Source organism: Micromonospora sp. CA-246542, from assembly GCF_050942905.1.
In the GTDB taxonomy this organism is placed as follows: domain Bacteria; phylum Actinomycetota; class Actinomycetes; order Mycobacteriales; family Micromonosporaceae; genus Micromonospora.
In genome coordinates this window covers 2,083,396-2,099,172 of sequence record NZ_CP192040.1, presented here as the reverse complement: position 1 = coordinate 2,099,172, position 15,777 = coordinate 2,083,396, and the positions used below count along the sequence as shown (strand labels likewise).

The following is a 15,777-nucleotide window of genomic DNA, read 5'->3' as shown; positions in this document are numbered from 1 at the left end:
CTCGCGGACCGCTCGCGCCCCTGGACGACCACGGGAGTGTGGCGCGCCCCCTGCCGGACACTGTACCCGCCGTCACAGTGTGCGCGCCGAACGTGAAGGCATCCAACTGGCACAGTTCGCGCAATCAGTTCGTGTGGTCTTCCCGGCTGCGGCCGGGCTCCGGGTGGATGTTCCCGGCCGGCCAGAGGAGCAGCCGATGCGGCCGCCGATCATCCGGGTCCGGGCCTGCCTCGGGGCGTTCCTGACCGGCGTGCCCGAGACGCTGCCGACGACCGTCGGCGAGGCGGTGGAGCAGGGCGCGCGCGAGCATCATGAACAGCATTCCGAACAGGCGTTCGCGCCGACCCCGGGGATACCGCCGGCGGAACTCCCGATGGAGTCGCGCGATTCGCCGGCTCGTCTGGACCAGCGTGACCGTACCCAGGGTCACCTCGGTGACGATGCCCTCGGCGCGGTCGAGGGCGACGTCGTGATAGTCGTCCAGCACCTGTAGGACATCGCCCAACTCCAGCAGCAGCCGCTGGTCGTCTCGCGAGAGGGCCGGGCGCAGCAGCCCGAACAGCGCCGTCGTGCCGAGTCCACCCTTGCCCCGGGTGATCCTGCGCAGTTCCTCCCCGGAGACGGCACGTCCCCGTTGCTGGCGCGACTGGATCTGGAACTGATGCATCCGGCGCAGGGCGGTGTAGACAGGGTCGGACTCCTCCCGTCGCAGCGCCACCTCGATGGCGCGGTAGAGCCCCAGTAGCACCGCCTCGGCGTCCGACTGTGGGTGGAAGGAACCGCCGTCGAACAGGACGGTGAGCCGGTCGTCGAGGCTGGGTGAGCGAAAGTTGTCGAACAGATCGTCGTACACGCGCGTGAAGGAGCTGCCGAGGATTGCCCGGTCGGCCTGGAACGCGAGGCCGACCACCTGCGCGTAGCCGGACATGGCGAGACACACCTTGACGCTGGTACTCAGCAGGATCCTCGATATTTCCCGGCGTCGACGGGTCCCGTCGACGCTCTGGTCGACGATCGGCTCCACCGTCCGTTCGAATACCTCGACGATCTCACCGACCTCACGCCGCACGAACCGGTAGACGCTGGGCCAACCGAGCGCCAGCGGCGCGAGGCGCAGTACCGCGACGACCTCAGAGGACACGGCCGGGGAATCCGGCCCGAGCAGGCGGTGAGCGCCGCGCCGGAGAAGCACCGACCGTCACCACCGGCGGCGATCCCTCGGCGGGTAGACGCGCGGAGTCGGTCGCAGGATGGGAACGGCGGTTCGTGACTCGCTCTCGACAATGGCGCATACGTCGACAGTATCGAAGAGCATCACCGCGTGTGCTCGACCGGTGACGCTCGTTCGGCGGGCCGCCGGCAGCAGACACGGTAGTCATTCGCCAACGAGGCTCGTCGATGCCTTGACACTCCAGATGCGATCGCTAACACTTGGCTGCAACACGCGCTTAACACACAGAACACACGCTGTCCGCATCAGGGTGAGGTGCCGGGTCCACCTGTGCGGCACGCCAGTCACGCCGCGATTCGACCATTCATGTCCGCGGTTCGTGTTAGCGCTAACACACTCACCGCCTCGGAGGCATCATGGTCACACCACCCGCTGACCGCGCACCTGATTCGACGCGCGATCCTCGCCTGTTACGCCGGACGCTCGTCGCCCTGGTGGCGGTGTTGACGGCGATGGTCGGCGGCATCGCGGTCCGGCCCGGGCCCGCCGCTGCCGCCACCAGTCAGTTCCGGGGCATGAACTGGGCCGTGCTGGGCGACAACTTCAGCACCGGCCCTCTCGTCGTACAGGGCCTGAGCATGTCCGACAGCAACGCCACCGTCCGGGCCAAGGCCAACGCCCTCTACGACGACCTGGCGTCCACGCTGGGTGTCAACACCGTCCGGCTGCCCATCAACACCCACACCGTCGGGACAGCCTGGTGGGAGGCGTATCGCGGCGCCATCGACGCCGCCACCGCCCGTGGGTTCAAGGTGATCCTCGCGTACTGGGAGGACGGCGCCGCCTCCGGCGGCAGGATCACGAACCTCGCCGCGTGGAACGCGATGTGGTCCACGGTGACCAACACGTACGGCTCGAACACCAACGTCTACTTCGAGCCGATGAACGAGCCGCACGGCTACAGCTCGGCGGAGTGGCGCACCGTCGCGGCCAACTGGCTCACCTACCACTACTCGGCCCCGCCCGGCCGGGTGCTCATCGGTGGCACCGGCTTCAGCCAGGACCTGCGCGACATCTGCAACGACAGCCGCTTCAACGCCACGCTGCTCTCCTTCCACTACTACGCCTTCTTCTACGGCGCGATGACCTACGACGCCTTCCGCGGCCACATCCAGACGCGCCTCGGCAACTGCGCCTCCCGGGCGGTCGCCACCGAGTTCGGCGCGCCCATGAACGACGGCCGCAACTACGCCGACCCGAACAGCACCGACAACTTCGTGCGCTACATCCGCGCCATGGCCCAGGTCATGCGCGACAACCAGATGGGCGGCACCTACTGGCCCGCCCTCGGAGGCAAACCCGGCAGCATCGGCTACGACTGGTACTCGATGTACGCGCTCAGCGGCGGCGGCACCGACCTCAACCTCACCGTCCGCAACACCTCCGGCGCGGACCGGATCCGCTACGGCTGGGGCGACACCGTCGGCGGCGGCGACCCCACGACGCCTCCCCCGACGACGGGGACCTTCTACCGGGTCGACGTGCGGCACAGCGGCAAGGCCATGGACGTCCAGTCACCGAACACCAACAACGGCGCACGCGTCGGCCAGTACACGTACGGCGGCAACGCCTGGCAGCAGTGGCAGTTCCAGGATGCCGGCAGCGGCTACTGGCGGATCATCAGCCGCAACAGCGGGAAGTGCCTCGACGTGACGAGCGCCTCGACCGCCGACGGCGCCGAGCTGATCCAGTACACCTGCGGCAGCGGCACCAACCAGCAGTTCCAGATGGTCACCAACGGCGGCTACTTCCAACTCCGCGCCCGACACAGCGGCAAGTGCGTCGACGTGCCCGCCGCGTCGACCGCGGACGGGGTGGTCCTCAAGCAGTACACCTGCAACAGCGGGGCCAACCAGCAGTGGTCGCGGACGGCCGTCTGACGACCGGCACGCCAGCGCCCCCGCTCATCGTCGTAACGGTGCGCGGGGGCGCGTCGTCCGCACCGCGAAGATCAGGGCGTCCAGCGTACGTTCGGGTTCACCCGCCCGGACCAGTCGAAGACGGCCATGTTGTCCCACTGGTTTCCGGTGCCGTTGCTGTTGGCCGGGTCCCAGCCGTTGCCGTTGACGGCGTACCAGGTCGGCTCCCAGTAGAAGACACCGATGGCCCCGGCGTTGCGGGCGGTGTTCTGCACCCAGTCGAACTCCTGAGCCTGACCCGACCAGGTCGCGCTGATGCCGTCGCACGTCGCGTCGCCGATGGCGTTCGGCTCGCTGTCCGCGTTGTTCCGCGTAAAGGGGTACGCCGTCTCCGCGATCACCACCGGCCTGCCGTAGCGACCGCGCAGGTCGACGATGTTGTTGTAGAGGTTCGCCAGGCTGCCGTGCCACATGCAGTAGTAGGACAGGGCCGTGATGTCCCACTGCACGCCCTGGGCACGGATGCCGTCGTAGAACCAGCGGGCGTTGGCGTTGCTGTCGGCGTTCGCGGTGTGGATCATCACCGGGATGCCGCCGCCGCACGCCTTGGTCGCGTTGTAGCCCTGCTTCAGCAGGCCGGCCAGCGGGCCGAAGTCGTTGTTGACGACCTTGCCCTCGTTCCACAGCATCCCGACGTTGATCTCGTTGCCGATCTGCACGCTGTCCGGCAGGGTGCCCTGCCCCCGCAGGCCGACGCAGACGTCGTAGGTGAAGTTGTACACGTCGGCGCCCAGTTGGCTCAGGGTGTGGCCGGCCCACGCGGCCGGCTTGTACTGCTTGCCGGGGTCGGCCCAGGTGTCCGAGTAGTGGAAGTCGATGAGTACCTTGAGGCCCTTCGCCTTCGCCGCCCTGGCCTGGGCCAACACCTTGCTCTTGTTGTTGTAGCCGCTGGTCGGGTTGTTCCAGACGCGCAGTCGGACGTAGTTCACGCCGACGGACCGCAGGATGTCCAGTGGGTCACGGGCGACACCGCCGGCGTCGTAGTACCGCGCGCCCAGATCGAGGCTGCGCTGCAACGAGGAGACGTCGGCGCCCCGCATGCTGAGCGTGTTCGCGGCGGAGACCGGCGCGGTCAGGCCGCCGAGCGTGGTGGAGACGACGAGGACGCCGGCCAGGACAGCCCCGGCCAGGGTCCTACGGCGACGGTGGGATGTGCTCACGGGACTCCTTGGGAAGGGGGCGGGCTCAACCCACCGCGCACGGGGCGCCGTTCAGCGTGAAGCCGAGCGGCGGCGCGTCGCTGGCGCTCCACCGCCCCTGGATGCCGAAGGTCGTCGAGCCGTTCGGCGCCAGGACGCGGTTCCAGTCGACGTTACGGGCGGTCACGGTGGAGCCGGTCTGACCGACTGTGGCGTTCCACGCCGAAGTCACCTGCTGGTCCCCGTTGAAGGAGAAGGTGACGATCCAGCCGTCAACCGGTGCCGCACCGAGATTCTGGACGGTCACGGACGCCACGAAGCCGGTCTGCCACTCCGACTGGTTCCGGTAGGTCACCCGGCACGTCGAGGGCGGCGGGGGCGACGGCGTGGACGTCGTGGGCAGGGTGACCGTGTTGGACGCGATCGACACGTTGCCCGCCGCGTCCCGGGCCCGCACGTAGTAGAGGTTCCGCAGCGGCGTGGACGCGGGCAGCGGCGTCGTGTACGTCGTTGCCGGCACGGTGGCGATCAGCGTCGAGCTGAACCAGCCGTCGAAGCGGTAGACGTTGTACCCGAGCACGCCGACGTTGTCGGTCGACGGCGACCAGGACAGCGTGCCGTTCGAGGCGGTCACCTCGGTGACCGTCAGGTTCTGCGGGGCGCTCGGCGGGGTGGTGTCCCCGCCGGTGTCCGTCACCGGCGTGACCACGGTCAGCGTGTCCGTGGAGGCCGACCGGTGCCCGAGGGTGTCCCGGGCGGCCACCCGGAACGAGTACTGCCTGCCCGGCCCGATGTACGAGGTGATCGTGGTGCTGGTGACGGCCCCGACGCTGGCGCTGTAGATGACATCGTCGAACGCCTGGTAGTACGTGATGTCGTACCCGACGATGGCGCAGCAGCCCGGCTTGGCGGCCGTCCAGGTGAGGGTGACCGATCCGGTGCGTACCTCGCTGGCGGCCAGGTTGGTGGGAGGGCTCGGCGGGAAGGGCGAGGTGCCCGGCGTGCCGGGCGGGGTGGTGGGCGGCGGCGCGGTCCCGGTCGGTTCGGCGGCGGGCATCGCGCCGACGCGCGGGGCCGGGGCGACCCCGGGGTACGCAGCGGGGGCGGCGGTGCCGGCGCCGGCCGCCGGCGCGATGCCCGCGACGGTCACGACCACCGCCGTCGAGAGCATGGCGGCGACCAGCAGACCTGGACCCAGACGGCGGAACAGCGAGGACGACGAGACGCCTGTCATACGTCGACGATGCGTCCGTCGTATTGATGATCGCCAACGTATCTCATTACTCGGTCGCCTCTCCTCCGGCTTGTCACCCCGCGAGTGCGCTGGTGAGGAGACGATTCACTGGGAGCGATACCAGCCGGGGCGGAATTCCGGCCGCCCGATCGCTACACTCGCCCCAACGCCGGCACCGTCCACAGTCCTCAGCCTGCGCTGATTCGAATCGAATGGAGACGCCTGTGACCCGCGACAAGGCGGCACCCCCGGGCATCGACCCCCGCATTCCCAGCGTGGCCCGGGTCTACGACTTCTTCCTGGGCGGCAAGGACAACTTCGAGTCGGACCGGCAGGTCGCCGAGCACGCCCTGCGGATCACCCCGGACGGGCCGGCAGCCGGGCAGGCGAACCGGGCCTTCCTGCGTCGGGTGATCCGCTTCCTGGTCTCCGAGGCGGGCATCGACCAGTTCCTCGACATCGGATCGGGGCTGCCCACCCAGGGCAACGTGCACGAGGTCGCCACCGAGCAGAACCCGAAGGCTCAGGTGGTCTACGTCGACAACGACCCGATCGTCCTCACGCACGGCCGGGCACTGCTCGCCGCGGACGGCACCGCGACGGTGATCCAGGCGGACATCCGGACGCCGCAGGAGATCCTGCACCACCCGGACGTGCGGCGGTTCGTCGACTTCGATCGACCGGTCGGGCTGCTCCTCTTCGCGATCCTGCACCACCTGGGCGACGACGAGGATCCGCGCGCGGTGGCGGCGGAGCTGATCGACGCGCTGCCCTCGGGCAGCTACGTGGCGATCTCACACTTCCGCGACCCCGGCGAGCGGGACCCGGAGGGCTCCCGCAAGGCGCGCGAGGTCGAGCGGGTCTTCAACGAGTCGCTGGGCACCGGGCGCTGGCGTACGGACGAGGAGATCCTCTCGTTCGTCGACGGGCTGGAGGTGCTGGAGCCGGGGCTGGTGCCGCTGGCCGAGTGGCGGCCGGAGCCGGGCGCGTCCGCGCCGCAGCAGACCGACACCTATCACACCTTCGTCGGGCTGCTCGCCCGCAAACCATAGGCTCCACCCCCGATGCGGTCCGTCGACGAGAGCGCTCGTCGACGGATCCGCCGTGTCGCGCCAGGCCGCGCCCTACCGATCCCGGAGACGACTCACCCTCAGTTATTGACGACGCAAATTTCCACCGGTAGCTAAATTTGCATTGATAGTCGTCTATCTAATGGCACGGCCGTGCACTGGAAGTCGATCGCGGTTACCGCGTCCGTCGCGGGCGTCCTGGCCACCGCCCCCGGCGACGGGAACTTCTACGTCCCCATGTTCGTGACGAAGGTGACCTGGCAGACGCGCACCTGCTGAGACGCCACCTGTGCGAGGCTCCGTCCGACACCGACGCACTCGCCGGGCGGGACGGACACCTTCACGTGCGGTCGAAGCCTCGGCGTTTGCGCCGTCGCCGGGGCCAGCCTGGGGAAGAGTGTCGGGTGAGGCAGCCCTGTGCGCCGACGAATCCGCGTATCGCGTAGGAGACTCCGATGACCGACGGACCCCAGGGCGGTCCCGCCCGCAACGTCGTCCTGGTGCACGGCGCGTACGCCGACGGCTCCTCCTGGTCCGACGTCATCCCGCTCCTCCAACGGGCCGGCCTGACCGTGACCGCCGTGCAGAACCCGCTGACCTCCCTGTCCGACGACGTCGCCGCCACCCGCCGCGCCCTCGACCGCCAGGACGGGGCGACGGTGCTCGTCGGCCACTCCTGGGCCGGTACGGTCATCACCGAGGCCGGGGACCATCCGTCGGTCACCGCCCTGGTGTACGTGGCGGCCCGCGCGCCGGACGCCGGCGAGGACTTCACCGCGCTCGCCGCCAAATTCCCCACGCCACCGGCGAACGCGGGCCTGGTCCACAACGACGGGTACGCGCAGCTCAGCGAGAGCGCCTTCCTCGAAGACTTCGCCGGCGGCGTCGACGAGGCCCGTGCGCGCGCCCTCTACGCCGTCCAGGGTCCGATCGCCGGCGACCTGTTCAAGGCCCGTACGACAACGGCGGCCTGGCGGGACAAACCCTGCTACTACTCCATCTCGCGCCAGGACCGTACGACCGCACCCGAGCTCGAGCAGTTCCTGGCCGAGCGGATGAACGCGACGACGATCGAGGTCGACTCATCGCACCTCGCCATGGTCACCCACCCGGAGGCGATAGCGGACCTCATCATCATGGCGGCCCACGGCACCCGGAGCCCGACACCGCACGGCACCGCCCGGTGACGTTTGACAGGCTATCTGTAAACAACCCTTGATATTAAACGTCACGAACGTCAATATGTGGAGGTCGCGGGTCGCCGAAGCCTGGGGAGTGAGCCATGAGAAGCCGTCGCATCGTCGCAGCGCTGGCCGGGGCGGCGATGTCCGTCACGGCCGCCGTCGCCTTCGTCCCCAGCAGCATGGCCGCCGTCTCCTCGACCAACGCCGTCGCGCTGGTCGCCTGCACCGCACCCGCCTGGGCCGAGGGCACCACCTACCAGGTGGGCGCACAGGTCACCTACGGAGGTCGGCTCTACCAGGCTCTGGTCACCCACACCGCGTACGTCGGCGCCGGCTGGAACCCCGCTTCGACCCCGTCGCTCTGGCGTGACCTGGGGGCCTGCTCGGGAAGCACTCCCCCACCCACCACGCCACCGCCGACGACCGCGCCGCCCACCACGCCTCCCCCGACCACCGCTCCCCCCACCACGCCGCCGCCGACCGGCGGAACCTGCGCGGTGAAGTCCCGGCCGACCGGCAAGGTGTTGCAGGGCTACTGGGAGAACTGGGACGGCGCGTCCAACGGCGTACACCCCGGGCTCGGCTGGATCCCGATCACCGACAGCCGGCTCCCACAGCACGGCTACAACGTGATCAACGCAGCGTTCCCGGTGATCCGCGCGGACGGCACGGTCCTCTGGGAGAACGGCATGGACGCCGGCGTGAAGGTGGCGACCCCCGCTGAGATGTGCCAGGCCAAGGCGGCCGGCGCCACGATCCTGATGTCGATCGGCGGTGCCGCCGCCGGCATCGACCTGAGCTCCACCGCGGTCGCCGACCGGTTCATCGCGACGATCGTGCCGATCCTGACGACCTACCACTTCGACGGCATCGACATCGACATCGAGACCGGCCTCACCGGCAGCGGCAACATCAACACCCTGTCGACATCGCAGGCCAACCTGATCCGGATCATCGACGGCGTGCTGGCCCGGATGCCGTCGAACTTCGGCCTGACCATGGCGCCGGAGACCGCGTACGTCACCGGCGGCAGCGTGGTCTACGGCTCGATCTGGGGCTCGTACCTGCCGATCATCAAGAAGTACGTCGACAACGGCCGGCTGTGGTGGCTCAACATGCAGTACTACAACGGCTCGATGTACGGCTGCAACGGCGACTCCTACGCGGCCGGTACGGTGCAGGGCTTCACCGTCCAGACGCAGTGCCTCAACAACGGCCTGACCATCCAGGGCACCACCATCCGCGTCCCCTACGACAAGCAGGTCCCCGGACTGCCCGCGCAGATCGGGGCCGGCGGTGGCTACCTGTCGACGTCGTTGGTCACGCAGGCCTGGAACTCCGTGCCCGGACTCAAGGGCCTGATGACCTGGTCGGCGAACTGGGACGGGTCGAAGGGGTGGACCTTCGGCGACAACGTGAAGCGTCTCCAGGGTCGCTGAGACGCCCACGCTGGCCCGCCCCGAGCCTGCGGCAGGACAGGTTCAGGGCGGGCCGTTCGCGGCCTGGGCCCGGGTGCGTCTGATGCTGTCGATCTCACCGTTGATCGGCAGCCAGTAGAAGGGAATGAACGCCGCGACCGCGATCAGGCCGGCGATCGGGTGGACGACACAGAGCGCGGTTCCGACGGCGATCCAGACGGGGGCCACCCGGAAACGCTTGCTGATAGCTCGGGCGGTGGCCTCGTCGGTGGTGGACGTCAACAGGCGGTGACCGCTGCTGGCGTACTGCCAGATGACGTTGAAGAGGATGGAGGCGGCCCCGTAGACGATGCCGTAGAAGACGAGCGCGGCCCGCTTGCCGGGCCCCTCCTCGAAGGCACGGGCCAGCACCGACGAGACGAACGGCAGGAACGCGATCACCATCAGGAGCAGGGTGTTGAGCAGTAGCAGCAGGCGGTCGGCGGAGCGGATGTGATCGAACATGACGTGGTGGTTCACCCAGATCTGGCCGAGCAGCAGAAAGGTGACGCCGTAGGCCAGGTAGGACGGCCACAGGTCGAGCAGCCCGCGCATGAGGTGTTCGGTGTCCTCGGGCGGCCGGATCTCCAGGACGAGAAGGGTGATGGCGATCGCCGTGACAGCGTCGCTGAAGGTGACCACCCGGCTCGGGTCGCGTTCCGCCCCGAACGGCCTTCGGGATCTGGTCGCCCCGTTCGAGGTGGCGCCGCGGGACGCCCGGATCCTACGCATCAGCCTCCCTCACCCGTACCCGGCTGCCGCCGGAGCGCTGCCGGGAATCCCCGCCGCGCAAGGAGCTAAACCGGCACCCGCGCCATCGCCTGGTCGGCGCGAACGCCTACCGAGCCCGCAACCTGGCGCGGACGGCGTCGGCGTCCGGGTGGTCCAGGGCTGTGAAGATGTCCAGTGCCCGCTGCCAGTCGGCTCGGGCCGAGACGGGGTCGCCGAGTGCGAGGCGCGTGTCGCCCAGCCGACTGAGCGTGTCCGCCTCGCCCCAGAGGTCGCCGAGATCCCGGGTCAGGTCGAGCGTGCGCTCGTAACACTCCACGGCCCGGCCGTACTGGCCGAGGTGGTGGTGCGCGTACCCGAGGCTGTCCCAGGTCGCGGCCTCGCCCGCCCGGTCGTCGAGCTGCTGGAGCAGGTCGAGCGCCTCCTCGCAGTAGGCCAGGGCCGCGAGGTGTTCACCGAGCTGGGCGTGGCACCAGCCGACGGCGTTGAGCGCGTCGGCCTGGGCCCTACGGTGGCCGGCGGCCCGGGCGAGGTCGAGGGTCCGCTTCGAGTGCTCGAGGGCCCTGCGGTGCTCACCCTGACGGTCCCAGAGCGAGGCGAGGTTCTGGTGCGTACGCGCCTCGCCCTCGGTGTCACCGCTGGCGACGTACAGGTCGAGGGCGCGTTCGAGGTGGCTGTGGGCGTCGGCGTACCGGTTGACCACGGTGTGGGCGCCGGCGAGAAAGCGGTGCGCGACCGCCTGGGCGACCGGGTCGCCGAGACGTTCGGCGGCGAGCAGGGCCGCCCGGCAGGTCTCGACCCGGTCGTGCCAGTGCCCCTGCCGGTCCAGGAACGTGTCGAGGGCCCGCCCCAACCGCCAGGTGTGTGCGTCGTAGCCGGCGCTCGCGGCCAGGCGGAGCACGGCGAGCAGCACGGGATGTTCGGCGGTCAACCACTGCAACGCCTCCGCGTGGGAAGTGGGCCGTTCCGGGAGCACACCGGCCGCCGCCGGGGCCATGAGATGGTCGACCGGGTCGCTGTGCGGGCGCAGCAGGGTGTCGGCGGCGTGGGTGGTGTGGGTGTAGTGGTCGAGGAGCCGGATCGTGGCGGACCTGCGGTCGGGCGTCGGGTCGGTGCCGTCGCTGAGTTCCGCCGCGTACGCGCGCAGGAGGTCGTGCGCGGTGAACCGGCCGGGCCGGTACTCGGCCAGCAGGTTCGCGCGGGTCAGTTCGGTCAGCAGCCGGCGGGTGTCGTCCACCGGCCGACCGGCCAGGCTCGCCGCGGCCGCCACCGTGATGTCCGGGCCGGGGTGCAGGCCCACCAGCCGGAACAGCCCGGCGGCCGGCAGGCTGAGCGCGGTGTACGACCAGGAGAACACCGCCCGCACCTCGCCGACCGCGTCACCCGCGTCGAGTACGCCGAAGCGCTGACCGGCCGTGCCCAACTCGGCCGCGAGGGTGGCCAGCGGAAAACCGGACTGCTGGGCCCGGGCGGCGGCGATGCTCAACGCCAGCGGCAGCCGGACGCACGCGGTGATGATCGCCTCGGCGGCTTCCGGCTCGGCGGCCACCCGTTCCGCGCCGAGCCGATTGGTGAGCAGGTGAGCGGCCGCGTCGCGGCTGAGCAGGCCGAGCGGGAGCGGGTGCGCGCCGTCCAGGCTGACCAGCGAGGTGAGCTGGCTGCGGCTGGTCACCAGCACCATCGTGGTGGGCGTGCCGGGCAGCAGCGGGCGGACCTGTTCGGCGTCCCGGGCGTTGTCCAGCACGATGAGGATCCGTTTGCCGGCCAGCGCGCTGCGGTACAGGGCGGCCTGGGCGTCGAGGTCGGCGGGCACCCGGGTGGCCGGAACGCCGAGCGCGTCCAGGAAGCCGTGCAGCGCCTTCGCCGGGCTCACCGCCTGCCCGCGCGGGTCGAAGCCGCGCAGGTTGACGTAGAGCTGCCCGTCGTCGAAGCGATCGGCGACGCGATGCGCCCAGTGCACGGCCAGGGCCGTCTTGCCCACCCCCGCGGTTCCCGAGATCGCGGCCACCACGACGGAGGTGGGCGCGGCAACGAGCTTGTCGAGAAGGGTCACCTCGTCGTCGCGGCCGGCGAGGCTGGCCACGTCGGCGGGCAGTTGCCGGGGTACCAGCCGGCCGGGCGTACGCGGCGCGCGGCGGCGACTCTCCTCGATACGGTCCCGGGCGGTGGCCAACGCGCCCTGCTCGGCCGGCGTGGCGCCGAGGAGCCGGACCAGGGCGTCGAGCCGGTCGGTGGGTGGCAGCGTCTTCCCGGTGAGGTACTCCGCGATGGCGGTGTGCGACCAGCCGGTGCGGGCGGCCAGCTCTCGATAGGTCAGCTCGCCGTCACCCTGTTGGCGTGCGTGCCTGCGGCGCAACGCCCGCAACAGGCCGGCGAGGTCGTCGGACGTCTGCGCCCCGGCGGCATCCAGTGCCCTGCCCCCAACGGTCGACAATAGACGTTCGTCATTGTACGGCGGTGTACGGAATTCCGGCCAGAGCCCGATCGGATCCGCGATCCTGCTCGTGCGCAGAGCACAGCGCACCGATCCGATCGATGGAGGTCATGTGTCCGTACATCTCAAGTCTCTGGTTCTGGCCCTGACCCTGCTCGCGGCGACGCTCGCCGTTCCGGCGGCGGCCGCGTCGGCGGCGACCCCCGACACGGCCATCTGCACGACGAAGACGGCCTGCGCCGACGGCGGTCTCGCCGTGGCGTCGACGCACCGGGCGGCCCGCGCCATCGGCGGCGTCGGCACCAACGTCATTCCGGTTCCCCCGCCGGCTGCCTTCCCGCCGGGCACCCCCTGCTATCGCGAGGAGGTGTCCGAGCAGGTCTACGAGACCGCCACCTACTCCACCATCTACGAGCTGTACTTCCAGGCGAGCGTCTGCCTGTTCGCCACGGAGATCGTGCTGTACAACCTGGACACCTCGCTCTCTTTCCCCAACGACGTGCAGGACCCGCGACTGACCTCGATGCAGTTCGTCACGCGGGACGAGGTGTACGCCCACAGCCCGACCGAGAAGGACGGGTACTCCGAGCTGTGGGTGACCTTCTGCACCAACCCGGCGCAGCCGAACACCTGCCAGCGCTACCTGCACCGACTGGGGCTGATCTTCACCCAGGCCTGGGTGTACCCGTTCTCCGTGTTCGAGCGTCTGAGTTGACCGTCCGTCCGTGACCGATCAGGGCGCCCTCCGGGATTCCCGGCCCCGGGCGCCCTGGCCGCGCGTCCGCGTCGGTTGCCGATGGATTTCCACGCCGTTACGGTGGGGTGCCATCGACGTTTGTCTACAAACGGGGGGCCGTATGTCCATGCCTGTCACTCGCCGTACCGTGCTGGCCGGCGGGGTCGGCGCCGCTCTCGGTCTCACCCTGCCGGGCGCTGCCCAGGCCGACGACCGTCCCCACGGGGCCGGCGTGGCTTTCACCCTCGACGCGCGGACGCTCGACGGTGGCGAGCAGGTCACCTCGGTCACCCTCGACACCCGTCGGCTCGGCCCGATCGACCCGGCGGGGCTCACCCCGGACACGTTCACCGTGCACGCCAAGGCCACCAGCCCGCTCCCGATCGCTCCCGGCGATCTGATCTTCAGCGAGTACGACCTGGACCGCACGGTGACCGCGGCCCGGCTCGACCGGCACGGAAACATCGTGCTGGAGCTGAGCCACGCCGAGGGTCAACCCGGCGGCGGCACCCTCGGCTACATCCTGAGCAAGGGCCGCAACGTCCGGCTGGACCTCGTCTACACCATCACGCAGAACACGCCGCTCGCGCGCCGCCACGGCCCCCCGCTCACCATCACGCGCTTCGTGCAGGGACGACTGTCGAACCCCGAGGTGGACGCCTTCACCCACCACGTATCGGGGTCGGGCCTCAAGTACCGGCTGTACTCCCCCCAGCGGCCGCGCCCGCACGACCGACGGCCCCTGATCCTCTGGCTGCACGGCGCCGGCGAGGGCGCCTCCCTCCCCGACGGCTACTACGACAACGAGACCACGTTGCGCGCCAACCGCGGCGCGCTGGGTTTCGCCACCCCGCAGGCCCAACGGATCTTCTCCGGCGCGTACGTCGTGGCCCCGCAGAGCACCTCCTACTGGATGGAGGACGGCCCCCGGTTCGCGCCGCTGATCCGCGAGATCGTCCAGGATCTCGTGCGTCGCGAGCGCGTCGACCCCGACCGGATCTACGTGGTCGGTTGCAGCAACGGCGGCTACATGTCCCTGGAGATGACCGTCACATATCCCGACCTGTTCGCCGCGTCGGTGCCGATCTGCGGTGTCGTCGAGCCGCTCGGCGGGGAGGGCCCGCCGCTGGTCACGGACGCGGAGCTGGCGGCGATCCGGACGCCGACCTGGCTGGTCACCTCGCTCGACGACGACACCGTGCCGCCGGAGACCAACACGATCCACGCGCACGACCTCATCCGAGGATCGCTGGTCACCCTCTACGACCACGTCGTCTGGAACGGCTACCAGTTCCCCGGTCACTGGTCCTGGATCTACGTGGCCCGCAACGACCCCAGCCAGCACGGCACCCACATCTGGCAGTGGATGGCCCGCCGTCGTCGGTGATCTACCCGCGCAGGTCAGCCCACCTGAACACCTGCGCGGTACACGGCGAGCGGGTGGCGTAGCACCCCGATGTCGCTCGTCGGGTCACCGTCGACGATCAACAGGTCGGCCTCGAATCCGGGCCGGACGCGGCCCTTACCGCCGCCCACACCACACGCCTGCGCGCCGACCGCGGTGGCCGCGGCGAGGGCGGCGGTGGCGGGAATGCCGCAGGCCACGTACTCGACGAGTGTCTCCGGCAGGATCCCGTGCGGTTTCGCGGGGCCGAGGCCGGCGTCCGAACCGGCCACCAGACGGACCCCGGCCCGGTGCAGGGTGGTGGCGCCGGCACGTAGCGCGGCGGCGCTGAGGCCGGCCCGCTCCGCCATCGCCACCACCTCCGGCGGGGTGACCATGGCCGGATCGGTGCCGAGCGTGGCGCAGACCGCTGGTCCGGACGCGGCCAGGCGGTCCGCGAGTTCGTCGGGGACGCGGGCCCCGGCCGCGGTCACGCAGGTGCAGTGCTCGATGCCGTCCACACCGACGCGCAGCGCCTGCTCGACCGCGAGCAGGGCGTGCGCGTGCGCGGTCACCGGCAGGTCCAGGTCGTGCGCCTGGGCGACGGCGGCGGTCATCTCCTGATCGCTGAACTGCAACCCACTGGTGTCCGTGCCAGGGGTGAAGACCCCGCCGCTGGCCATTATCTTGATCAGGTCCGCGCCGGCCGCCGCCCGCAGCCGCACGGCCTCCCGCACACCGTCGACACCGCTCGCCTCGCCCCCCAGCGCCCAGCAGTGTCCGCCAACGCTGGTGATGGGCGTACCCGACGCCACCACCGTCGGCAGGTGGTCGCGTACTCCCCGAGCCCGCCATCGGAGCACCGCGTCACGTCGGTCACCCAGGTCCCGTACCGTCGTGACGCCGGCCGCCAGGTGCGCGCGCAGTGACGCCTCGATGACCGCGCCGAGATCCGCCTCGGCGCGCTCGGCGAGTCGACCGAGCGCGTCCGGCCCGGCGTCGGCGCACAGGTGCACGTGTGCGTCGACCAGACCAGGCAACAGTGTCCCGTCCGGCGCCTCGCGCACCGGCCAGCCCACCGGCGCGTCGATCCAGCCCCGGCGCACGTCGGTGATCCGCCCACCCTCGATGAGGACCAGCACCCCACCATCGGTGAGCCGCTCGCCGTCGAACATCCGGGCCGCCCGGACAGCCTGCTTCGTCATCGCCACCCCATCCGCACGACCGCGGCCATCACCCCCGCCGCGGTGTCTCGCGTCC

Annotated in this window: 13 protein-coding genes; 7 read left to right on the top strand and 6 right to left on the bottom strand. The window is 70.4% G+C overall.

All coding sequences use genetic code 11. The features are described from left to right. Window positions 1-124: 124 nt before the first annotated feature. A complete protein-coding gene (locus tag ACQP0N_RS09960; RefSeq protein WP_433119356.1) occupies window positions 125-1,141 on the bottom strand; it encodes a class 1 isoprenoid biosynthesis enzyme in 1,017 nt (338 codons plus the stop codon). A 446-nt stretch (window positions 1,142-1,587) separates the two neighbouring features. Between ACQP0N_RS09960 and ACQP0N_RS09955 the strand changes: the two genes are divergently transcribed. After that, complete coding sequence (locus tag ACQP0N_RS09955; RefSeq protein WP_433119354.1) at window positions 1,588-3,111, top strand: RICIN domain-containing protein; 1,524 nt, start codon at window positions 1,588-1,590, stop codon at window positions 3,109-3,111. A gap of 71 nt (window positions 3,112-3,182) precedes the next feature. Here ACQP0N_RS09955 and ACQP0N_RS09950 read toward each other — a convergent pair whose 3' ends face one another. Together ACQP0N_RS09950 and ACQP0N_RS09945 are read right to left on the bottom strand one after the other, a co-directional pair. Next, a complete protein-coding gene (locus tag ACQP0N_RS09950) occupies window positions 3,183-4,310 on the bottom strand; it encodes a glycoside hydrolase family 53 protein (protein WP_433119352.1) in 1,128 nt (375 codons plus the stop codon). 25 nt (window positions 4,311-4,335) lie between these two features. Beyond that, the gene (locus ACQP0N_RS09945) at window positions 4,336-5,523 is read right to left on the bottom strand and encodes a cellulose binding domain-containing protein (protein ID WP_433119350.1); all 1,188 of its coding nucleotides are present in this window, start codon (window positions 5,521-5,523) and stop codon (window positions 4,336-4,338) included. A gap of 224 nt (window positions 5,524-5,747) precedes the next feature. Here ACQP0N_RS09945 and ACQP0N_RS09940 point away from each other — a divergent pair, with 224 nt between their 5' ends. The 4 genes from ACQP0N_RS09940 to ACQP0N_RS09925 all read left to right on the top strand — a co-directional run bounded on the left by ACQP0N_RS09940 (window position 5,748) and on the right by ACQP0N_RS09925 (window position 9,216). Next, window positions 5,748-6,575, top strand: a complete 828-nt coding sequence (locus ACQP0N_RS09940; RefSeq protein WP_396802893.1) for an SAM-dependent methyltransferase — start codon at window positions 5,748-5,750, stop codon at window positions 6,573-6,575. 171 nt (window positions 6,576-6,746) lie between these two features. Beyond that, complete coding sequence (locus ACQP0N_RS09935) at window positions 6,747-6,872, top strand: hypothetical protein (RefSeq protein WP_355052917.1); 126 nt, start codon at window positions 6,747-6,749, stop codon at window positions 6,870-6,872. A gap of 176 nt (window positions 6,873-7,048) precedes the next feature. Beyond that, a complete protein-coding gene (locus ACQP0N_RS09930) occupies window positions 7,049-7,780 on the top strand; it encodes an alpha/beta fold hydrolase (RefSeq protein WP_433119348.1) in 732 nt (243 codons plus the stop codon). A gap of 95 nt (window positions 7,781-7,875) precedes the next feature. Continuing rightward, window positions 7,876-9,216, top strand: coding sequence for a carbohydrate-binding protein (locus ACQP0N_RS09925; RefSeq protein ID WP_433119346.1), 1,341 nt, complete (start codon window positions 7,876-7,878; stop codon window positions 9,214-9,216). Window positions 9,217-9,258: 42 nt separating this feature from the next. On the opposite strand, the gene ACQP0N_RS09920 is transcribed toward ACQP0N_RS09925, so the two are convergent. Continuing rightward, complete coding sequence (locus ACQP0N_RS09920; RefSeq protein WP_433119344.1) at window positions 9,259-9,966, bottom strand: TMEM175 family protein; 708 nt, start codon at window positions 9,964-9,966, stop codon at window positions 9,259-9,261. 106 nt (window positions 9,967-10,072) lie between these two features. Continuing rightward, window positions 10,073-12,397 carry an ATP-binding protein gene (locus ACQP0N_RS09915; RefSeq protein WP_433119342.1) on the bottom strand — a complete coding sequence of 775 codons (2,325 nt, stop codon included), beginning with the start codon at window positions 12,395-12,397 and terminating at the stop codon, window positions 10,073-10,075. 112 nt (window positions 12,398-12,509) lie between these two features. Here ACQP0N_RS09915 and ACQP0N_RS09910 point away from each other — a divergent pair, with 112 nt between their 5' ends. Then, window positions 12,510-13,112, top strand: coding sequence for a hypothetical protein (locus ACQP0N_RS09910; RefSeq protein WP_433119340.1), 603 nt, complete (start codon window positions 12,510-12,512; stop codon window positions 13,110-13,112). 142 nt (window positions 13,113-13,254) lie between these two features. Next, window positions 13,255-14,520 (top strand): prolyl oligopeptidase family serine peptidase, encoded by a 1,266-nt coding sequence (locus ACQP0N_RS09905; RefSeq protein ID WP_433119338.1) that lies wholly within the window; start codon window positions 13,255-13,257, stop codon window positions 14,518-14,520. 14 nt (window positions 14,521-14,534) lie between these two features. Here the strand turns inward: ACQP0N_RS09905 and ACQP0N_RS09900 are convergent, their stop codons facing one another. Next, a complete protein-coding gene (locus ACQP0N_RS09900; protein ID WP_433119336.1) occupies window positions 14,535-15,722 on the bottom strand; it encodes an amidohydrolase family protein in 1,188 nt (395 codons plus the stop codon). Window positions 15,723-15,777: the final 55 nt, after the last annotated feature.